We start from the raw sequence: 20,387 nt of genomic DNA on the forward strand, positions 1-20,387 counted from the left end.
TCCTCCCCAACCGCGTCAGAGGAACAGCACGCACATGGCGTACGCGGCGGGCGCGGCCAGCGCGAACCCGCCCAGCGGCCCCTGCATGTGCCGGGCCACCCACATCGTCGGCGGTTCACCGGCCATCAGCCGGCCCGCCTCGGCGTACCCGACGGCGAGGTCGGCCAGGACGGCGGTGGCCGCGCTGACCACCCCGACCAGGGCGGCGCTGGTCGGGGTGAAACCGACCAGGTAGCTGCCGAGCACGGCGCTGGTGAGCGTGCCGAGCATGGCGCCGGCGACCACGCCCGCCGCGCCGCGCGGCACCTGCGGGGCGAGCCGGGGCCACGGCGCGATCGCGTCGGTGAGCCGGGCGACGAGCAACGCCACCCCGGCGGCGGTGAGGCAGACGGTGATCGCCTGGGTGCCCTTGGGGATCCGGCTGAGCACGACGAGCGTGGCGAAGGCGACCACACCCACCACGATGAGCAGGGTGCCGCCGAGCGAATCGGTCACCCGGACCCGGTCCACCCGCCGTACGAGCTGTCCCAGCACGGCGAGCAGGAACCCGGCCGCGGCGGCGTAGCCGAGCGGGGCCAGGCCGGCGATGTCCGACTGCACGGCGGCGACGTCGGCGATCACCGCCGTCGCGGCGCTGACGAGCGCGACGACGAGCAGCGCGGGCGGCCGCATGGCCATCGTCCAGGCCAGCACGAACAGCAGTTGTACGCCGAAGATGATCGCGGCGAACGGCAGCCGGTGCCCCGGGCCCGAGGTCTGCGCGCCCAGCACCAGGCCGACGCCGAGCAGCGCCGCGAAGCCGGCGACGGTGAGCGCCAGGGGGCGGCGCACCGGGACCGGCGGCACCTCATCCTCGGGCTCCTCGTCGGACTCGTCGTCGGGACGCCGGCCGGGGCCGCCCTTGCGCAGCCGGCGCGGGCCCTTGCGTTCCGGCCGGTCGCCCTCGTCGGCGGGGCCGGTACGCGGGGCGGGCGGGTAGCCACGGGCGGGGCCGGACGGCCCGGCGGACGGGTCGTCGGCCCACGGTTCACGACCGGTGTCGCGCGAGGTGGAGGGAAACACGCCCCGATCGTGCCAGACCCGGGCGGCTCGGCGGAGGTCCCGGTTTCGGTGACGTTAAAACCTGCGCCGCGATCGAGGGCAGAAAGGGCAAACGGTAAATCGCGCGAAGGTGACGGCCGGTCCATCGGTTACGCTCAGGCCGTTACCCGCCCGTCGACGACGCCGGGACCCACGCAAGTTCACAGTGCCGCCCCACCGGGCGTGTCGCTGGTCGCGCGCGGCCGGAAGGCCGCCGGGACGGAGGTGATCGTGGAGCTCCTGCTGCTCGTGACCGCGCGGGCCGGTGAGCCGTCGGCGGTGCTGCCGGCACTCGACCTGCTGCCGCACTCGGTTCGCACCGCACCCCGCGACGTCCGCACGCTGGTCTCCGGCCCGACACCGGACGCCGTCCTGGTGGACGCCCGCTCCGAGCTGAGCGAGGCGCGCGCCACCTGCCGGATGCTGCACGCCACCGGGCTCGGCGTGCCGCTCGTCGCGGTCGTCACCGAGGCCGGGCTGATCGCGCTCAACGCGGACTGGGGCGTCGACGACGTGATCCTGGCCGGTGCCGGACCGGCCGAGGTGGAGGCTCGCCTGCGGCTCGCTGTGGGCCGGCTCAGCAACGCCACCGCCGGCGCCGGCGGCTCGATCCGGGCCGGCGAGCTGAACATCGACCCGGACACGTACGCAGCCAAGTTGAAGGGCCGGCCGCTCGACCTCACGTACAAGGAGTTCGAGCTGTTGAAGTTCCTGGCCCAGCACCCGGGGCGGGTGTTCACCCGGGACCAGTTGCTGCGCGAGGTCTGGGGCTACGACTACTTCGGCGGCACCCGGACGGTGGACGTGCACGTGCGGCGGCTGCGCGCCAAGCTCGGCTCGGAGTACGAGTCGATGATCGGCACGGTGCGCCAGGTGGGCTACAAGTTCGTCGTCCCGCCGTCGCGCTCGCTGCCGGAGTCGGAGCCCGCCCCGCTGCCGGTCTGACCGCCCACGCTCCACCCCGCTAGAGGGCACTTTTCTCGTATGCCCTTTTTGCCCGATCAGTCAGCCATATCCTGGCTGCCGGAATTGTCGGGCTAAGGGGGCGACGGTGCGTGCGGTGAACACGGGGGCGACGAACGGCCGGTACCGCTGATGCGGGGCCCGACGCTGCGCGCCGCCGGCCTCGTGACCGTCGTGCTGACCGGCCTGCTCGGTTCGGCGTTCGCGCTGGGCCGCAGCCTGGTGCCCGACCCGCATCCGTCGGCCGCCGGAGTCGCCACCACGCTCAACGGGCCGCGGTACGGCGAGCAGCCACCCAGCACCGACTTCCCGGGCGGCACGGCCAGCGCCCGGCCGAGCCCCGACGCCGCGCCGGACGCCGCCCCGGTCGAGCCCGACGGCGACGGCCCGTACGGCTCCCTGGTCGCCACCGGCTCGTCCCGGGTCGCGCTGACCTTCGACGACGGCCCCGATCCCCGCTGGACCCCGCAGGTGCTCGCGCTGCTGGCCCAGTACGGCGTGCGGGCGACGTTCTGCGTCGTCGGCGAGAACGTCGAGGCCCACCCGGACCTGGTCCGGTCGATCGTGGCCGAGGGCCACACGCTGTGCAACCACTCCTGGAACCACGACGTCAACCTGGGCAAGCGATCCCCGGCGACGATCCGGGCCGACGTGCTGCGCACCAACGACGCCATCCTGGCCGCCGCGCCCGACGCGCGGATCGCGTACTACCGCCAGCCCGGCGGGGCCTGGACGCCGTCCATCATGTCGGCCTGCGCCGACCTGGGCCTCACCCCGCTGCACTGGAGCGTGGACCCGTCGGACTGGAAGGCGCCGGGTGCCACCACCATCGAGGCGATGGTCCGCTCCCAGATGGGGCCCGGGGCGATCGTGCTCATGCACGACGCGGGCGGGGACCGTTCCGGCACCGTCAGCGCGTTGCAGCAACTCCTGCCCGAACTGCTGACCCGGTTCGAGTTGGAGCCGCTGCCCGTCGGCACCCCGTGACGAGCGCCACCGATCGCCGTCGCCGTCCGGCGCGAACCGCGGCCCGCCGGCCGTTACCGTGACTCAGATGAGCAGCACCGAGCCGACGAGTGGTCCCGCGACCGATCGGATCGACCGGGCGGACCGGCTGACACCGGACGAGGTCGCCGAGGTGCTGGCACTGGCCCGCGCCGCCGGTGACGCCGACGGCGCCGACCCGCTCGACGAGCACGTGCTGCTGCGGCTGCGCGACCCCGAGGCGCCCGCCGTGCACCTCACCGCCCGGACCACCGAGGGCACCCTCACCGGGTACGCGCACCTCGACACCACCGCCCCGGCCGAGGGCGTCGGCGTGGAGATGGTCGTGCACCCGGCGTACCGGCGGCGGGGTTCCGGCCGCGCGCTGGCCCGTGGCGTGGTGTCCGACGCGCCCGGACCGCTGCGTGCCTGGGCGCACGGCGACCACCCGTCGGCGGCTGCGCTGGCGGTCGACCTGGGCTTCTCCCGAGCACGAGTGCTCTGGCAGATGCGCCGCCCACTCACCGCCGAACTGCCGGCGCCGGTCGTGCCGGACGGCGTGACGCTGCGCGCGTTCCGGCCCGGCGAGGACGACGAGGCATGGCTGGCGGTGAACAACGCCGCCTTCGCCCAGCACCCCGAGCAGGGGAAGTGGACGCTCGACGACCTGCGCGTCCGCATCGCCGAGCCGTGGTTCGACCCGGCCGGTTTCCTGCTCGCCGTCGACTCCGCCACCGGGCGGCTGCTCGGCTTCCACTGGACCAAGGTGCACGAGCGGCCGGGGTCGGCCCGGATCGGCGAGGTCTACGTGCTCGGCGTCGACCCGTCCGCGCACCGGGGCGGCCTCGGCCGGGTGCTCACCGCCGCCGGCCTGACCCACCTGCGCGACGAGCGCGGGCTGGACCGGGTGATGCTCTACGTGGACGAGAGCAACACCGCCGCGGTCGCGCTCTACGAGCGGCTGGGCTTCGCGCGCTGGTCCGCGCACGTCAACTACCAGCTCGGCTGAGCGCTCGCCCGCCCGGGAAAATCGCCACAAAGGCGATGCCGGGCCGCTAGTTCACGAAATGGACAACCCTTCCTCAGCGTACGGCCACCTCGTCGGCTGAACGTGTTCACCGCGCGTTCACTTGCGTCCGGCGAACCGTCCACCTGGCCCTCCTACCTTCATGTCAGCCGGTCAGCGCCGGCCCCCGGCACTCCGGGCGACCTGACCAAAGACGTGAAGGGAAACCCCTGAAGTGAAGCTCCAGCGGCACGGCGCCATCGCCTGTCTCGCTCTTACCGCGGTTCTCGGTCTCAGCGCCTGCGGCTCGGACAACAACGAGCCGGCCAGCGCCTCCGGTTCCACCGCCGCGGTGGACTGCGCGACGGGCACGCTGAACGCGCAGGGCTCCTCCGCCCAGAAGAACGCCATGGCCGAGTGGATCAAGGCGTACCAGCAGAAGTGCGCCGGCACCACGATCAACTACGAGCCCAGCGGCTCGGGCGCCGGCATCCAGGCGTTCATCGCCGGCACCGCGGACTTCGCCGGCTCGGACTCCGCCCTCAAGCCGGAGGAGCAGCCGCAGGCCGACGCCAAGTGCACCGGCGGCCAGGCGCTCAACCTGCCCATGGTCATCGGCCCGGTCGCTGTCGTCTACAACGTCAGCGGCGCGGACAACCTCCAGTTCAGCCCGGCCACCCTGGCGAAGATCTTCGCCGGCAAGGTGACCAAGTGGGACGACCCGGCGATCAAGGCCGACAACCCGGACGCCAAGCTGCCGTCGACCACGATCCAGGCGGTGCACCGCTCCGACGAGTCGGGCACCACCGACAACTTCACCAAGTACCTCTCCAAGACCGCCGAGGCGGACTGGACGCTCGGCAACTCCAAGGCGTGGAAGGCCCCGGGCGGCGTCGGCGCGGCCAAGTCCGACGGTGTGGCCAGCAAGGTCAAGAGCACCGACGGCACCATCAGCTACGTCGAGTGGTCGTACGCCGAGAACTCCGACCTGAAGATGGCCAAGATCAAGAACGGCAACGGCGAGTTCGTCGAGCTGACCGGCGACTCGGCCGGCAAGACCATCGCGGGCGCCAAGTTCGAGGGTCAGGGCAACGACCTGAAGATGTCGATCGACTACAACACCAAGGAGGCCGGGGCGTACCCGATCGTCCTGGCGACCTACGAGATCGTCTGCAGCAAGGGCCTCGCCGCCGACAAGCTGCCGCTGGTCAAGGGCCTGCTCGGCCACGCCGCCAGCGCCGAGGGGCAGAAGGAGCTCGTCGAGCTGGGCTACGCGCCGCTGCCCGAGACCGTCCGCACCAAGGTCGAGGCCGCGGTCAAGAGCCTCTCCTGACGCTCCGGCCGACACCTCCTCAACACGAAGCGAGCGAGCAGATGGGTGACACCCCTCACCGCTCGGCCCACGCCGGCACCGGCGGGAACCCCGTGGCCACGAGCCACGAGCGACCCGCCGGTGCCTCGGCGCGTGTGGCCGAGCGCCCCGGCAACCCGGGCCGCCCCGACGGTGGCCTTGGCGGCGGCGGTGCCCTCCCCCGGGCCCGCGCCTTCGGCGCGGAACGGGCGTTCCGCGGTCTGACCCTGGCCGCCGGCACCACGGTCCTGGTGGTCATCGCGGCCATCGCGATCTTCCTGGTCGCCAAGGCCGTCCCGGCGCTGCGGGCGAACACCGAGTCGTTCTGGACGTTCGAGGGCTGGTTCCCGAACGACGACCCGCCGCAGTTCGGCATCGGCGCGCTCGCCTTCGGCACCGTCCTGAGCTCGCTGCTGGCGCTGCTCATGGCGGTGCCGGTCGCGCTGGGCATCGCCCTGTACCTGTCGCACTACGCGCCCCGGCGGCTCGGCAACGCCCTGGGCTTCCTGATCGACCTGCTCGCCGCCGTGCCGAGCGTGGTCTTCGGCCTCTGGGGCCGCGACTACTTCGCCCAGCCGGTCGCCGACCTGTCCGCCTGGCTGAACAGGTACTTCGGCTGGATCCCGATCTTCGGCGACGGCCCGTACGGCAACTCGATCCTGCTCGGCTCGGTGGTGCTCGCCATCATGGTGCTGCCGATCGTCACCTCGCTGTCCCGCGAGGTGTTCCGGCAGACCCCGACCGCGAACGAGGAAGCCGCGCTCGCTCTCGGCGCCACCCGCTGGGAGATGATCCGCACCGCGGTCCTGCCGTACGGGCGGCCCGGCGTCATCGCCGCGGTGATGCTCGGCCTGGGCCGGGCGCTGGGCGAGACCATCGCGCTGGCGCTCACGCTCGGCTCGACGTACGCCATCTCGTTCAACATCCTGCAGAGCGGCGGTAACTCGATCGCCGCCAACATCGCCAACCGGTTCGCCGAGGCGAACGACACCGGCCGGGGCGCACTCATCGCCTCCGGCCTGGTGCTGTTCGCGATCACGCTGATCGTCAACATCACCGCGCGGGCGATCATCTACCGGCGGCGCGAGTTCACGGAGTCGGCCGCATGACCACCACCCTCACCCCCCGCCGCCCGCGCCCGCCGGCCCAGCCGGCCACGCTGCGGGCGAGGCGACTTCCCGCGTACGCCGCTCCGGTCATCGCCGTCGCGGCGCTGCTGCTCGCGGCGGCCCTGGTGTACGGCGCCGGCGTCGGCGGCCCGGTCCTGGTCGTGGTGGTCGGCGCGTTGCTCTACCTGGCCGGTCTCTTCGTCGCGGCGAACGCGGTGGAGGGCCGCCGGTCGGCCCGCAACCGGACCTGGAGCGCGCTGATCCACTCCGCGTTCGTGCTCGCCGTGCTGCCGCTCGCGTCGGTGGTCTGGACGCTCGTCAGCAAGGGCTCCGAGCGGCTGGACGCGAACTTCTTCGGCACCTCGATGAACAACATCGGGTCGCGGGACGCCAACGGTGGCGCGTACCACGCGATCGTCGGCACGTTGCAGCAGGTCGGCATCGCCACGCTGATCACGGTGCCGCTCGGCGTGCTCTGCGCGATCTACATCGTCGAGTACGGCCGGGGCCGGTTCGCGTTCACCATCCGCTTCTTCGTGGACGTCATGACCGGCATCCCGTCGATCGTCACCGGCCTGTTCGTGCTGGCCTTCTGGGTGCTGATCGTCTCGCCGTGGTTCAACGACGGGCGGCCGGGCTTCTCCGGCTTCGCCGCCGCGCTGGCGCTGAGCGTGCTGATGCTGCCCACAGTGGTCCGGTCCACCGAGGAGATGCTCCGGCTGGTGCCGGCGCCGCTGCGCGAGGGCGCGTACGCCCTGGGCGTCCCGAAGTGGAAGACCATCCTGCGGGTCGTGCTGCCGACCGCGCTGCCCGGCATCGTCACCGGCATCATGCTCGCCATCGCGCGGGCCGCTGGCGAGACCGCGCCGGTGCTGCTCGTCGCCGGCGGCGGTGCGGCGATCAACTTCAACCCGTTCGAGAACAACCAGTCGTCGCTGGCCCTCTTCGTCTACCAGCAGGCCGGTGAGGCGTCGAAGTACTCGCCGGCACGGGCGTGGACCGCGGCGCTGACCCTGGTCGCTCTCGTCCTCGTCCTCACCGTGGCGGCGAAGCTGCTGTCCCGCCGCAACCGGCTCGGCCGATGAACCCCGGAGGTACCGCCACCATGGCCAAGCGCATCGAAGCCACGAACGTGACCGCCTACTACGGCGGGTTCAAGGCGATCGAGAACATCAACCTGACCGTCGAGCCGAAGACGGTCACCGCCCTGATCGGGCCGTCCGGCTGCGGCAAGTCCACCTTCCTGCGGTCGATCAACCGGATGCACGAGGTGCTGCCGGGCGCCCGGGTCGAGGGCAGCCTGACCATCGACGACCAGGACATCTACGACCGCGACGTGGACGTCACGGCGGTCCGCCGCATGATCGGCATGGTCTTCCAGCGGCCGAACCCGTTCCCCACCATGAGCATCTTCGAGAACGTGGTGGCGGGGCTGCGGCTCAACGGCGTCCGGCGCAAGTCGATCCTGGAGGAGGCGGCCGAGCGGGCACTGCGCTCGGCGAACCTGTGGGACGAGGTGAAGGACCGCCTGGCCAAGCCCGGCGCGGGCCTGTCCGGAGGTCAGCAGCAGCGCCTCTGCATCGCCCGCACCATCGCCGTCGAGCCGCAGGTCGTGCTGATGGACGAGCCGTGCTCGGCGCTGGACCCGATCTCGACGCTGGCCATCGAGGACCTGATGTTCCAGCTCAAGGACAAGTTCACGATCATCATCGTCACGCACAACATGCAGCAGGCCGCCCGGGTGTCGGACCGGACCGCCTTCTTCTCGATCGAGAAGACCGGCGACCCGGGCCGTCTGATCGAGTACGACAACACCCAGAAGATCTTCAGCAACCCGGCCCAGAAGAAGACCGAGGACTACATCACGGGCCGCTTCGGCTGACCCCTCTCTCTCCCGCTCTCTCTTCCGCGCGATCTTGCAGTTTCGGCCCTCGTGCCGGGCGGATCGCCCCTTGTGCCGGGGCGCTGAGTGCAAGATCGGCGCGGGGGTGGGGCGTCAGTGGAGGCGTCAGTGGAGGTGGAAGCGGGGGGCGGCGGGGTCGGAGAGGTCCAGGTGGGGCGTGATCGGCGTACCCGGGTCTCGGTCGGCCGCGGCTCGGGCCACGCCCGGGAGGTCGCCCGCCGCGGCGACCTCGGCGAGCGTGACCATGGTCGGCGGCAGCATGGTCAGCTCGCCGGCCTCCGCCCGGGCCAGGGCGTCCGCCGGGCGCAGCCACAGCGTGTGGTCGGCCTCGCCGGAGACGTCCCGGGTCCGCTGCCCCTCGGGCAGCAGGGCGACGAAGAAGTACGTGTCGAAGCGGCGCGGCTCGAACTCCGGCGTGATCCACCGGCTCCACGGCAGCAGCAGGTCGGAGCGGAGCGTAAGGCCCTTCCCGGCCAGCAGGTCCGCGAAGCCGACCCGCCGTCCCTCCAGGTCCTGCCGGGCCGCCTCCCAGTCGTCGCCGCTCACGTCGCCGACGACCGTGTCGGGGTCCGGCCCGGCGAGCAGCACGCCCGCCTCCTCGAAGACCTCGCGGGCAGCGGCGCACACCACCGCCTGCGCGGCGGCCGGGTCGAGCTGGAGCCGTTCCCCCCACGCCGCCGGGTCCGGGCCGGCCCAGCCGAGGTGCGCCTCCGAGTCGGAGCGGTCCACCCCGCCGCCGGGGAAGGCGTACATGCCGCCGAACGTCATGGCCGCCACCCGACGGATCATGTAGACCTCGAACCCGTCGCCGGCCGGGCGGAGCAGCAGCACTGTGGCGGCGACGCGGGGCACGGCCGGTACGGCGCCCTCGGCCCGGAATCGGCGGGCGTGCTCCACCAGGGCGGGGGGTGCGGCGAAGCCGTCGATCGTCATGCGCCGAGCCTAGTTCCCGCCCGCGCGGCCCGGCCGGGGGCGGCCCGGCCGGGGGGCGGCCCGGCCGGGGGGCGGCCGGGCGCGGGCACACGGCGCCTCACCTCACCTGCACTCCCCGATCAGACCACCTGGTCACGATGCGTAGTTCTCGGCCCTGAGCAGCAGACACCCCTCCGCCGACTTTGCTCTGCAGCCAGATCCGCATCGGCAACCTTCCGTGAGCGGTGCGCATGAGGCTGCAGAGCAAAGTCCGCGAGAGGCAGTCAGCCCGGCCCGCGCAAGTGCTGCCTTATGTCCGGTTGGGTGCCTTTGGGTGCCAGCATTCGGCGACAGGGCAGGCGGAAGCCATCACGCTGAGCAATCTTCACGCTGCGTGTTCACTATCGAGCAACGTCAGCCCTCGCGCTGTGCGGGAGCGGTGCCGCAAGGCGCGACGCCGCCCCGCCGCCCGATGGCGTCCTCCTCCGTTTGCGGCAATGCTCGTTGGGTGACGGATCTCGACAACCAGGCGGGGTACTGGAACTCCACGGGTGCCACCAAGACTTTCGGCCACCCGGTCGCACTTCCGTGGCTGGACGGCATCGACCGGCGGGCACGCGTTCTCGACTACGGGTGCGGCTACGGTCGGCTGGCGGGGCTGCTCGTGCGGCAGGGCTTCGAGAATGTCGAGGGGGTGGATGTCGCGCCCCGTCTCGTCAGCCGCGCGAAGAACGAGCAACCCGGCGCGCGATTCACGGTTCTCACCAACCCTCCGCACCTCGACCAGCAGGAGGACAGCGTCGACCTGGTGCTGCTGTTCGCGGTGTTGACGTGCATACCCGGCGACACCGGGCAGCGGGAACTGGTGACGGAGCTGCGTCGGGTGCTACGGCCGGGTGGGCTGCTCTATGTCAGTGACCTGTGCCTGCAAGAGGATCACCGCAACCGTTCCCGGTACCAACAGTTCGCAGCGAAGTACGGCACCTACGGGATCTTCGAGACCGGCGACGGGGTGGTGTGCCGACACCACACCACCGACTGGCTGGACCAACTCTTCGGCGATTTCGCCCTCGTCACCGGGCGCGAGGTCGAAGTGGAGACGATGAACGGCCGCCCGGCCCTGGCCACCCAACGGTTGATGGTCAAGCCGCATGCCGAAACACCGCGGACCGGGCGCACGGCCCCCGCCACCGCCTGACGTCCCGACGGGTGGATCACCCTGCCGGCCCCGGAGCGGGAAGGGATAGCGTGCCGGGCATGACGCGTTGGGGAATCCTGGCCACCGGAAACATCGCCGCCCGCTTCGCCGAGGATCTGCGGCTGGTGCCGGACGCCGAACTGGTCGCGGTCGGCTCGCGTACCCGGGAGAGCGCCGAACTGTTCGCGCGCCGGCACGACGTGCCGCGGGCGTACGCCTCGTGGGCGGAACTGGCCGCGGACCCGGACCTGGACGCGATCTACGTGGCCACCCCGCACGCCGCGCACCACGAGGCGGCGCTCGCCTGCCTGGCCGGCGGCAAGGCCGTGCTGGTGGAGAAGCCGTGCACGCTGGATCTGCCGACCACCACCGAGCTGGTGGAGACGGCCCGCGCCCGGGGCCTGTTCCTCATGGAGGCCATGTGGATGCGGACCAATCCGCTGATCCTGCGCGTGCTGGAGCTGATCCGGGACGGCGCGATCGGTGAGGTGACGCACGTACGGGCGGACTTCGGCGTCGCCGGCCCGTTCCCGCCGGAGCACCGGATGCGGGCCCGCACGCTCGGCGGCGGCGCGCTGCTGGACCTCGGCGTCTACCCGCTGAGCCTGGCCCACCTGGTGCTCGGTACGCCGCAGCACGTGCAGGCGTGGGCGAAGCTGACCCCGGAGGCGGTGGACGAGAACACCGGCATGGTGCTCGGATGGGACTCCGGCGCGGTGGCGACGCTCAGCTGCGGCATGGTCGGCGCGACAGCGATCACCGCGTCGATCACCGGTACGACGGGTCGGATCGACCTGCCCGAGCTGTTCTTCCGGCCCGCGCACGTGGTGCTGCACCGGGCCGGCGCCGAGCCGGAGACGATCCCGGCGGACCTGACCGGCGGCGGCTACCAGTACGAGGCGATCGAGGTGCAGCGCTGCCTGGCGGCCGGGCTGACCGAGAGCCCGCTGGTGCCGCACGCCGCCACGCTCGAGGTGATGGGCCTGATCGACGACATCAAGGCCCGGATCGGCGTCTCCTACGTGTGAGGGGTCCCCCGCCACGGCAGGGAACCCCTCGACGTCAGCGCGCGGAGATCAGAACAGGGGCCGGACCAGCAGGTACGCGAGGCAGGCGATCGCGGCGGCGGCCGGGAACGTGATGATCCAGGCGATCACGATGTTGCCCGCCACGTTCCAGCGCACCGCGGAGAGCCGTTTCGTCGCGCCCACACCCATGATCGCCGAGGTGATCGTGTGCGTGGTGGAGATCGGTGCCTTCAGCACCAGCGCGTTGAAGTAGAGCACCGCGCTGGCCACGGTCTCGGCCGCGAAGCCCTCCGCCGGGCCGAGGTCGATGATCTTCCGGCCGAGCGTCCGGATGATCCGCCAGCCGCCCGCGTACGTGCCGGCCGCCAGCATCGCGGCGGAGGTCCAGAAGACCCAGCCCGGGATGTGCGTCTTGCTCTCCTGGAAGCCGCCGGTGTAGAGCGCGAGCACGATGATGCCCATGGTCTTGGCGGCGTCCTGCATGCCGTGGCCGACCGACATGGCGGCCGCGGACGCGGTCTGCGCCCACCGGAAGCCGCGGCTGAGCTTGCCGGGCTGGCCCTTCCGGAACAGCCACATGATCGCCAGCATCACCAGGAAGCCGAGGATCAGGCCGACCACCGGCGAGAGCACCATCGGGACGAGGACCTTCTCGATGATGGTGCCCCACTGGACGATGCCGTCAGCGGCGAACAGGGTCGCGCCGACCAGGCCGCCGAAGAGGGCGTGCGAGGACGAGGACGGCAGGCCGAAGTACCAGGTGATCAGGTTCCAGATGATCGCGCCGAGCACGCCGGCGAAGACCACACCGAGGCTCTCCACCCCGGTCGGCAACGTCACCAGCCCGTCGCCGACCGTCTTGGCCACGCCGGCGCCGAAGTGCGCGCCGACGAAGTTGCCGACGGCGGCCAGCGCGAGCGCGATCCGGGGGGTCAGCGCCCGGGTCGAGATGCTGGTGGCGATCGCGTTGGCCGCGTCATGGAAGCCGTTCGTGTAGTCGAACGCCATGGCGACCGCGATCACCGCCAGCACGGCGATGAGTTCGGGTGTCACTGGATCAGGACTCCTTGACCGCGATGGTCTCGACGGTGTTGGCCACGTGCTCGAAGGCGTCGCAGGCGGCCTCCAGTTCGTCGGCCACCTCCTTCATCTTCAGCACCGTGAGCGCGTCGTACTCACCGGAGAAGAGGCGTACCAGCAGCATCCGGTACGCCTGGTCGCCGTCGTTCTCGAGCCGGTTGCACTCGATCCAGTAGTCCTCGAGATCCTTCATCGACTTCAGCCGGGGCATCGCCTCGGCGGTGAGCTTGGCCTGCAGGTCGAGCACGTTCACCAGCTCGTGCAGCTCACGCGGAAGCGACGGGAGCTTGGTCAGGCCGTACAGGTAGAGCAGGTTGCCGACCGCCTCCAGGTGGTCCATCACGTCGTCGAGCAGCGAGCCCAGCCGGTAGATGTCCTCCCGGTCGAACGGCGTGATGAACGTGGAGTTGATCTTCTTGTACAGCTCGTGCGTGATCTGGTCGCTGTCGTGCTCGATGTCGGTCAGCCGCTCGCTGATCGACTGCACGTCGGCACCGGGCAGACCCAGCTCGTTGAGCAGGTCGGTCCCCTTCACCAGGTTCTGCGCAGCCCTGGTGAAGAGCTCGTAGAAGGCGCCCTCGGTGGGACGGAAGGAAAACTTCACAGCACGGACCTCGTCGTGTCGGTGGAAGGGTGGCCGTCGCCCCCCGGGCGTCTGCTCTGCGCATGCTAGGGACCGCGCCGAACCTACTTTCGATCGGCCCACCCCTGGTCAGGCCCGATTCACCGCTCGTTCACCTTCCGTTCACCTGATCACTCACGGCGCTGGCTCCGTAACCGGTCACGCTCCCGTTCGACGTCGAAATCGGCAGGCGGATACCCCAGATCCAACCCGTCGAACGTCTCCCGCAGCAGGTGGGCGACCGCCCAGTCCCGGTACCACTTGCGGTCCGCCGGCACCACGAACCAGGGCGCGGCGTCAGTGCCACAACGCTCGAAGGCCTCGGCGTACGCGGCCTGATAGTCGTCCCAACGTGCCCGGGTGTCCAGATCGCTCGGGTTGTACTTCCAGAACTTCGCCGGGTCGGTGAGCCGCTCCATCAGCCGCTCGCCCTGCTCGTCGTACGAGATGTGCAGCATGACCTTCACCACTGTGACCGCCTGCTCGGCCAGTTCCCGCTCGAAGTCGTTGATGATCGCGTACCGGGACCGCCAGGTCGCCTCGTCGACCAGACCTTCGACCCGGGCGATGAGCACGTCCTCGTAGTGCGAGCGGTTGAACACGCCCACGTAACCGGGCGGCGGCAGCGCCCGGCGTACCCGCCACAGGAAGTCGTGCCGCAACTCCTCCTCGGTCGGCGGCCCGAACGAGCGGATGTGCAGCCCGAGCGGGTTCATCGCGCCCGCCACCCGCTTGACCGTGCCGTCCTTGCCCCCGCAGTCCATCGCCTGGAGCACCAGCAGCACCCGGCGCGGCCGGTTCCCGTCCAGCCCGGCGTCCGCCTGGGCGGGCGCGCTGGTGGCGCCGCCCGGTCCGGCGGCGCTCTGCGCGGAGGCGTACAGCATCTCCTGCTGTCGCCCCAGTTCCGCGCCGATCAGCTCGACCTGGGCCCGCGCCCACTCCTTGCGCGTCGGCCCGCGCCCGGCCGCCGCCGGGAGCCCGGGCGTCGACCGGGGGTCGATCGCCACCAGATCCACCGCCCCGGGCCCCACCCGAAGCAGTTCCCGCATACGCCCGCCCTCGGGCCCCACCACCTCACTCATCCCCCGATCCTCACCCCCAGAGCCCTCCCCCGCTCGCCCCGCGACCCCGCCCCGGCCCGCCTCGGCCCGCCGATCTTGCAGTTGCAGCCTCCGGCACGCCCGGAAAGCACCTTTTGCCCGGGCGGCAAGTGCAAGATCAGCGAGCCCGGGTGGAGGCGCGCGGCGGGCGGGGCGGTGGGGTGGGGGGTGGGGCGGGAGAATGGGTGGGTGGAGGAGCTTGCGGGGGAGTTCGAGGCGGAACGAGGACGTCTCCTGGCGGTCGCGCAGCGGATGCTCGGCAGCCGCAGCGAGGCCGAGGACGCGGTGCAGGAGACCTGGCTGCGTTTCTCCGGCGCGCTGAGCGACCCGGAGGAGCGCGCCCGCGTACGCGATCTGCGGGGCTGGCTCATCACCACCTGCTCCCGGATCTGCCTGGACGTGCTCCGCTCCGCCCGGGTGCGCCGGGAGGCGTACCCCGGTCAGTGGCTCCCCGAGCCGATGGTGACAGCGGTGCCGGCGGCGGACGGGTTCGCCCCCGACCCGGCCGAGCGGGCGGTACGGGCCGACCAGCTCGGCACCGCGCTGCTGGTGGTGCTGGAACGGCTGACGCCCGAGCAGCGGGTCGCGTTCGTGCTGCACGACGTGTTCGCGGTGCCGTTCTCCGACGTGGCGGACGTGCTCGCGGTGACGCCGGAGGCGGCGCGTCAGCTGGCGTCACGCGCCCGCCGGGCGGTGCACGGGCCGGACGCGCCCCGGCACAGCGCCGACCTCGCCGAGCAGCGGCGGGTGCTCGCCGCGTTCGCCGCCGCGGTGGAGTCGGGTGAGCTGGAGCAGCTGGTCCGCGTGCTCGCCCCGGACGTGGTGTCGATCGGCGACGCAGGCGGCCACTTCCCGGCCGGACGCCGGCCGGTGGTGGGCGTCGACTCGGTGGCCCGCCTGCTCCTCGGCCTGTACGGCCAGGCCCGGCAGCGGGGTGGCCTGCGCGGACGGCCGGTGCTGGTGGACGGGACGCTGGGGTGGCTGTCGGAGTTCTTCCACCGGGACGGGCGGCCCATCCGGATGGTCACCTCGTTCGCCGTCCACGAGGGGCGGGTCACCGGCGTGTTCAACCAGCTCAACCCGGACAAGGTGAGCGACCTGCCGCCGCTGGGGCCGGACGCCGTCTGGCCGCCGCGCTGGTGAGCCGGCTCAGACCACCAGCGCCAGCCACTTCCGGTACGACGTGGCGAACGGCTCGGTGCCGTCGCCGAGCGCGCCGAGCAGCCAGCGGGACGCGGCCTCGGCCTCGGTGACCACGTCGTCCGGGTAGCCCCAGCGGGCCCGGTGCACGGCGAACTCGTCCTCGTCGCGCAGCTCGACCAGGCCGGTCTCGCGGCGGCGCACCACGTCCAGGTCGAGGTCGACCAGGTGGACCGTCTCCTCGCCCTCCCAGCGGGCCGGGGTGGCGATGTCGCAGTAGACCTCGCTGGTGCGCGGCGGCGGGTTGAACATGCCGGTCCACCAGCCGTGGTGCGGCACCAGCAGGACGAACGGGATCTGCTCGACGGACGGGCGGCCGTGGTAGACGGATTCGGTGCCGGCGGGCACGCCGAGCCAGACGCCGAGGTCGTCCTCGGCGAGCCGGCGGGCCGGGTAGTCGCGGTGGGCGCTGCCGTCGTACTTGCGGTAGATCACGCGGACCACGTCGCTCGGCATGCCTGGCACCCTAACCGATTCCGGCCACGCCACGCGATCGGGAGGTAACCGGACGCGACCCGCCGTCCCGCCACGCCGCCGGAGCGGCCGGACCCCCGTCGGTGCCGGCGGGTACGGTCGCACGGTGACCCCGTCCCGCACCGCCACCGGCCCGGCCGTCCCGAAGAAGCGCCGCAAGGGCCGCGCCGGTGCCGGGGAGTTGCTGACCGCCGCGGTGGGCGCGGTTCCGGGCGGCGCGGCCCGGCCGGGTCAGCAGCAGATGGCCGAGGCGATCGAGCGCAGCATCGGCTCCGGCGAGCACCTGCTGGTGCAGGCGGGGACGGGCACCGGCAAGTCCCTGGCCTACCTCGCTCCGGCGCTCACAGTGGACGGGCCGGTGGTGGTCTCCACCGCCACGCTGGCGTTGCAGTCCCAGCTCGTCGAGCACGACCTGCCGAGGCTGGCCGACGCGGTCGAGCCGGTGCTGGGCCGCCGCCCGACCTTCGCCGTGCTGAAGGGGCGTCACCACTACCTGTGCCTGGCCCGGCTGGACAGCTCGGTCGAGGACGAGCCGGACGACGCGCTGTTCGACGCGCCCCGCTCCGGCAACGGGGGCACCAAGTGGCTCGGCGAAGCGGGCCGCCTGGGCAAGCAGGTGCAGCGGCTGCGCGACTGGGCCGAGGAGACCGCCACCGGCGACCGGGACGAGCTGGATCCGGGCGTGGACGAGCAGGTGTGGCGCAGCGTCTCGATGCCGGCCCGGGAGTGCGTCGGCGCGAGCCGCTGCCCGTTCGGCCAGGAGTGCTTCGCGGAGGCGTCCCGGGCGCGCGCCCGTGAGGCCGACATCGTGGTCACCAATCACAGCCTGCTCGCCGTCGACATGCTCGCCGGGCGGCACATCGTGCCGCCGCACAAGCTGCTCGTGGTGGACGAGGCGCACGAGCTGGCCGACCGCGTCTCGTCGGCCGCCCAGGCGGAACTGGTGCCGGAGCTGATCGACAGGTCCACCCGGCGGGCCCGGCCGCTGCTGCGCCCCGACGTGGCCGAGCGGCTCACCGAGGCCGGTGACGCGCTCGCCGTGGGGCTGGCCGAGGCGCCGGCCGGGCGGCTCACCGCCGGTCTGCCGCCCGCGCTGCGCGAGGCGTGCACGCTGCTGGACTCGGCGACCCGGGCCGCGCTGGAAGGGATCGGCGACGTGAAGTCCGACGACCCCGACCCGGTACGCAAGCAGCAGGCCAAGGCGGTGCTGGACGAGCTGTCCACCACCGCCCAGCGGCTGCTGGAAGAGGCCGACCACGACGTCGCCTGGGTCGAGAAGCCGGACAACGGCAGTCGCCGGGCGCTCGTGGTGGCGCCGCTGTCCGTCGCGGGCACGCTCGCCACCCACCTGTACGACGAGCGCACGGTGGTCGCCACCTCGGCCACGCTGGCGCTGGGCGGTCGCTTCGACACGGTGGCCCGGGCACTGGGGCTGGACGCGCCGCCGCCCGCCCCGCCGTCCCCGGCCGCCGCGGCGATCGCCACCGCTGCCGCCGCGGGCCGCGCCCCGGTCACGCCGGTGGCCGCCACCGAGGGCAGCCGGGCGGCGATCGGCACCGTACCGGCGACCGAGGGGCCGGGCTGGAGCTCGCTCGACGTCGGCTCGCCGTTCGACTACGCCCGGCAGGGCATCCTGTACGTGGCCGCGCACCTGCCCCGTCCCAGCGTCTCCGGGCTGCCCGGGCCGGCCGGTGAGGAACTGCTGGCGCTGGTCGAGGCGCTCGGTGGTCGTACCCTCGGGCTCTTCTCGTCGCGACGGGCCGCGCAGCAGGCGGCGGAGCTGGTCCGCGCGCGGACCGACCTGCCGGTGCTGCTCCAGGGCGAGGAGGCGCTGCCGCTGCTGGTGCGCCGGTTCCGCGAGGTACGGGAGAGCTGCCTGTTCGGGGTGATGTCGCTCTGGCAGGGGGTGGACGTGCCGGGCGACGCCTGCCAGCTCGTGGTGATCGACAGGTTGCCCTTCCCCCGCCCGGACGAGCCGCTCGCGGCGGCGCGGGCGGCGGCGGTGGATGCCGTTGGCGGCTCGGGTTTCGCGGCGGTGAGCGTGCCGATCGCGGCGGTCCGGCTGGCCCAGGGCGTCGGCCGGCTGATCCGCGCCACCGGCGACCGGGGCGTGGTCGCGGTGCTCGACTCGCGGCTGGAGACGGCCCGCGGGTACGGCCCGTTCCTGCGCCGTTCGCTGCCGCCGTTCTGGTACACCACCCGCCCGGAGGTGGCCCGGGGCGCGCTGGAACGGCTCGCCAAGAGCTGACGCCCGCGCCTCCCCGGGCGGGGTGACGCGGGCGTCGGTGGATCTGTCGCCGGTCAGGGCGCCTGGGAGGCGACCACCACCGCGTCCGGTGGGGTGTCCGGCACGGTACGCGCGGCGAGCCGCCGGACCGCGGTGTTGACCACGGCGATCAGCGGCACCGCGACGAGCGCGCCGGCGATGCCGGCGAGCACCACGCCGGCGGCGATGCCGATGATCACGGCGAGCGGGTGGATGGCCACCGCGCGGCCCATGATCAGCGGCTGGAGCACGTGGCCCTCGACCTGCTGCACGCCGACCACCGCACCGAGGATGATCAGGGCGGTCACCGGGCCGCTGTCGACGAGCGCGACCAGCACGGCCACCACGCCGGACAGGAACGCGCCGACGATCGGGATGAACGCGCCCAGGAAGACCAGCGCGGCCAGCGGGAACGCGAACGGGATGTCGAACAGCACCAGGAAGATGCCGATGCCGACCGCGTCGATGAAGGCGACGAGGACGGTGGCCCGCACGTACGCGCCGAGTGTCGCCCAGGACGCGCGACCGGCGTCGTCGACCTTCCAGCGGGCCGCGACCGGCAGCAGCCGGACCAGGAACCGCCAGATGGAGTTGCCGTCGCGCAGGAAGAAGAACGTGGCGAACAGCACGAGCACGGTGCCGGTGAGCACCTCGGCGAGCGTGGCGGCGGTGCTGAGCGCACCGCTGGTGAACCGCTCGGTGTTGCCGTTGATCCAGTTCTGCGCCTCGTTGATGTAGCGGTCGAGCTGGCTGTCGGACAGGTGCAGTGGGCCGGTCTTGAACCAGTCCTGGATCTGCCGGATGCCCTCCGAGGACTTCTCGCTCAGCTCCGGTACGCCCTTGATGAACTCGTTGACCACCAGCGTCAGCGTGCCGACCACGGCGGCCAGGCCGCCGACGAGCACCACACCGGTGGCCAGCGAGCGGGGCAGGCGGGCCCGGAGCAGCCAGCCGACCGCCGGGGCGAGCAGCGCGGAGAGCAGGAGCGCGACGGTCAGCGGGATGATCACGATGCTGATCGTGCCGATGATCTTGATGAGCGCCCAGGTCACGATGCCGATCACGATCAGCCGCCAGCACCACGCGGCGGTGATCCGCAGCGCGTGCGGCACCTCCGTGTCGTCCCGGCTCACAGTCGAGGAGTGCAACGCGGCCGGCGACCCGGCGCCCACGACCATCGCCTCCGGCGGGGCGGTCGGCCCCGGCGTGGCGGGCGAGGCCACTCCCGCGTCCTCCGCCTCCGCGGTGGCCCGCCGGGTCCGGGCCGTCTCCCGGCCCGACTCGTACGCGCGGCGGAGCCGCCCGCGCATCCGCTCGAAGCGGCTCAAGCGCACCTCCGGCAAAATCAGCCCCACCAGATCGCAGGGGGCACAGGATACGTCCGTACGCCCCACCCTAGGGCGACTCGGCCACACATTGCCCACCCTGCGTACTCGCCAACCACACCGGAATCGACCGACGGCCACGCGGTAGCGTCTTCGCGTGACCGCCGACCAGAGTCTCGACGCCGGGCTGCCGATCCGTCTGCTGCACGACCGCGTGCTGGTGCGTACCGAGGGTGGCGAGGGGGAACGCCGCTCCACCGCCGGCATCGTGATCCCCGCGACGGCAGCCGTGGGCAAGCGGCTGGCCTGGGCCACAGCGGTCGGCGTCGGGCCGAACGTCCGCGCGATAGTGGCCGGCGACCGGGTGCTGTTCGACCCGGACGACCGCTCCGAGGTCGAGCTGCACGGGCGGGCGTACGTGCTGCTGCGCGAGCGGGACGTGCACGCCGTGGCGGCCGAGCGGGTGGAGACCACCGCCGCCGGCTCCACCGGCCTCTACCTGTAGCTCTCCCCCTCCGACGCCGCTCGCTGCGCGGCGGTGCTGTTTGCGGCGCTGCCCGGCGGGAAGCCCAGGCACCTCAGCGCGCCCTGGGGAGGGACACCATGCCGGTAGTGATCAAAAAGATCCTCGCCTGGGGATTCCTCGCGTTCCTGATCTACTTCATGGCGTTCCGGCCGGACGGGGCGGCACAGGTGTTCAAGGGCATCGGCGGCGCGCTGATGGCCATCGCCCAGGGGCTCGGCGACTTCCTGACCGGCCTGATGAGCTGACCGGCGCCGCCGACG

General features: G+C 72.4%; 20 protein-coding genes. 13 read left to right on the plus strand and 7 right to left on the minus strand.

What is annotated here, in order from left to right:
* Positions 1-15 precede the first annotated feature (15 nt).
* Positions 16-1,062, minus strand: a complete 1,047-nt coding sequence (locus ACN27D_RS11085; protein ID WP_421499055.1) for a hypothetical protein — start codon at positions 1,060-1,062, stop codon at positions 16-18.
* A 243-nt stretch (positions 1,063-1,305) separates the two neighbouring features.
* Here ACN27D_RS11085 and ACN27D_RS11090 point away from each other — a divergent pair, with 243 nt between their 5' ends.
* The 7 genes from ACN27D_RS11090 to pstB all read left to right on the plus strand — a co-directional run bounded on the left by ACN27D_RS11090 (position 1,306) and on the right by pstB (position 8,375).
* Positions 1,306-2,025: a winged helix-turn-helix transcriptional regulator gene (locus tag ACN27D_RS11090; RefSeq protein ID WP_176722767.1), complete on the plus strand. Its 720-nt coding sequence runs from the start codon at positions 1,306-1,308 to the stop codon at positions 2,023-2,025.
* Between the two features lie 150 nt (positions 2,026-2,175).
* Entirely contained in the window at positions 2,176-3,030 is an 855-nt protein-coding gene (locus ACN27D_RS11095) for a polysaccharide deacetylase family protein (protein ID WP_421499056.1), read from the plus strand.
* A gap of 67 nt (positions 3,031-3,097) precedes the next feature.
* Complete coding sequence (gene mshD, locus ACN27D_RS11100) at positions 3,098-4,036, plus strand: mycothiol synthase (RefSeq protein ID WP_121685831.1); 939 nt, start codon at positions 3,098-3,100, stop codon at positions 4,034-4,036.
* A 232-nt stretch (positions 4,037-4,268) separates the two neighbouring features.
* Complete coding sequence (gene pstS / locus ACN27D_RS11105) at positions 4,269-5,366, plus strand: phosphate ABC transporter substrate-binding protein PstS (RefSeq protein ID WP_358174204.1); 1,098 nt, start codon at positions 4,269-4,271, stop codon at positions 5,364-5,366.
* A gap of 41 nt (positions 5,367-5,407) precedes the next feature.
* Positions 5,408-6,493, plus strand: a complete 1,086-nt coding sequence (pstC, locus tag ACN27D_RS11110) for a phosphate ABC transporter permease subunit PstC (RefSeq protein WP_120572910.1) — start codon at positions 5,408-5,410, stop codon at positions 6,491-6,493.
* Entirely contained in the window at positions 6,490-7,578 is a 1,089-nt protein-coding gene (gene pstA / locus ACN27D_RS11115; RefSeq protein WP_358174200.1) for a phosphate ABC transporter permease PstA, read from the plus strand. The genes pstC and pstA overlap by 4 nt, the downstream gene beginning before the upstream one ends.
* A gap of 20 nt (positions 7,579-7,598) precedes the next feature.
* A complete protein-coding gene (gene pstB / locus ACN27D_RS11120; protein WP_120572908.1) occupies positions 7,599-8,375 on the plus strand; it encodes a phosphate ABC transporter ATP-binding protein PstB in 777 nt (258 codons plus the stop codon).
* 126 nt (positions 8,376-8,501) lie between these two features.
* Here pstB and ACN27D_RS11125 read toward each other — a convergent pair whose 3' ends face one another.
* A complete protein-coding gene (locus ACN27D_RS11125; RefSeq protein WP_393380424.1) occupies positions 8,502-9,329 on the minus strand; it encodes an NUDIX hydrolase in 828 nt (275 codons plus the stop codon).
* 487 nt (positions 9,330-9,816) lie between these two features.
* On the opposite strand from ACN27D_RS11125, the gene ACN27D_RS11130 reads away from it, so the two are divergent.
* Together ACN27D_RS11130 and ACN27D_RS11135 are read left to right on the plus strand one after the other, a co-directional pair.
* Positions 9,817-10,506, plus strand: a complete 690-nt coding sequence (locus ACN27D_RS11130; RefSeq protein WP_358174195.1) for a class I SAM-dependent methyltransferase — start codon at positions 9,817-9,819, stop codon at positions 10,504-10,506.
* A gap of 59 nt (positions 10,507-10,565) precedes the next feature.
* The gene (locus ACN27D_RS11135) at positions 10,566-11,534 is read left to right on the plus strand and encodes a Gfo/Idh/MocA family protein (protein ID WP_358174192.1); all 969 of its coding nucleotides are present in this window, start codon (positions 10,566-10,568) and stop codon (positions 11,532-11,534) included.
* Positions 11,535-11,582: 48 nt separating this feature from the next.
* Here ACN27D_RS11135 and ACN27D_RS11140 read toward each other — a convergent pair whose 3' ends face one another.
* From ACN27D_RS11140 to ACN27D_RS11150, 3 genes are all read right to left on the minus strand, one after another.
* Positions 11,583-12,587 carry an inorganic phosphate transporter gene (locus tag ACN27D_RS11140; protein ID WP_128136568.1) on the minus strand — a complete coding sequence of 335 codons (1,005 nt, stop codon included), beginning with the start codon at positions 12,585-12,587 and terminating at the stop codon, positions 11,583-11,585.
* A gap of 4 nt (positions 12,588-12,591) precedes the next feature.
* Entirely contained in the window at positions 12,592-13,218 is a 627-nt protein-coding gene (locus ACN27D_RS11145; protein ID WP_030504473.1) for a DUF47 domain-containing protein, read from the minus strand.
* A gap of 149 nt (positions 13,219-13,367) precedes the next feature.
* A complete protein-coding gene (locus tag ACN27D_RS11150) occupies positions 13,368-14,318 on the minus strand; it encodes a PPK2 family polyphosphate kinase (RefSeq protein WP_120572903.1) in 951 nt (316 codons plus the stop codon).
* A 207-nt stretch (positions 14,319-14,525) separates the two neighbouring features.
* On the opposite strand from ACN27D_RS11150, the gene sigJ reads away from it, so the two are divergent.
* Positions 14,526-15,479 carry an RNA polymerase sigma factor SigJ gene (gene sigJ / locus ACN27D_RS11155; RefSeq protein ID WP_421499057.1) on the plus strand — a complete coding sequence of 318 codons (954 nt, stop codon included), beginning with the start codon at positions 14,526-14,528 and terminating at the stop codon, positions 15,477-15,479.
* Positions 15,480-15,485: 6 nt separating this feature from the next.
* On the opposite strand, the gene ACN27D_RS11160 is transcribed toward sigJ, so the two are convergent.
* Positions 15,486-15,992, minus strand: coding sequence for a DUF402 domain-containing protein (locus tag ACN27D_RS11160; RefSeq protein WP_252448330.1), 507 nt, complete (start codon positions 15,990-15,992; stop codon positions 15,486-15,488).
* A gap of 124 nt (positions 15,993-16,116) precedes the next feature.
* Between ACN27D_RS11160 and ACN27D_RS11165 the strand changes: the two genes are divergently transcribed.
* Complete coding sequence (locus tag ACN27D_RS11165) at positions 16,117-18,258, plus strand: ATP-dependent DNA helicase (RefSeq protein WP_421499058.1); 2,142 nt, start codon at positions 16,117-16,119, stop codon at positions 18,256-18,258.
* Positions 18,259-18,311: 53 nt separating this feature from the next.
* On the opposite strand, the gene ACN27D_RS11170 is transcribed toward ACN27D_RS11165, so the two are convergent.
* Positions 18,312-19,586, minus strand: coding sequence for an AI-2E family transporter (locus ACN27D_RS11170; protein WP_308212722.1), 1,275 nt, complete (start codon positions 19,584-19,586; stop codon positions 18,312-18,314).
* Between the two features lie 172 nt (positions 19,587-19,758).
* On the opposite strand from ACN27D_RS11170, the gene ACN27D_RS11175 reads away from it, so the two are divergent.
* Positions 19,759-20,106, plus strand: a complete 348-nt coding sequence (locus tag ACN27D_RS11175) for a GroES family chaperonin (protein ID WP_120572899.1) — start codon at positions 19,759-19,761, stop codon at positions 20,104-20,106.
* A 107-nt stretch (positions 20,107-20,213) separates the two neighbouring features.
* Positions 20,214-20,372 carry a hypothetical protein gene (locus ACN27D_RS11180; RefSeq protein WP_162881441.1) on the plus strand — a complete coding sequence of 53 codons (159 nt, stop codon included), beginning with the start codon at positions 20,214-20,216 and terminating at the stop codon, positions 20,370-20,372.
* Positions 20,373-20,387 lie beyond the last annotated feature (15 nt).

The organism is Micromonospora sp. WMMD1274 (assembly GCF_049179035.1).
GTDB lineage: Bacteria > Actinomycetota > Actinomycetes > Mycobacteriales > Micromonosporaceae > Micromonospora > Micromonospora tulbaghiae.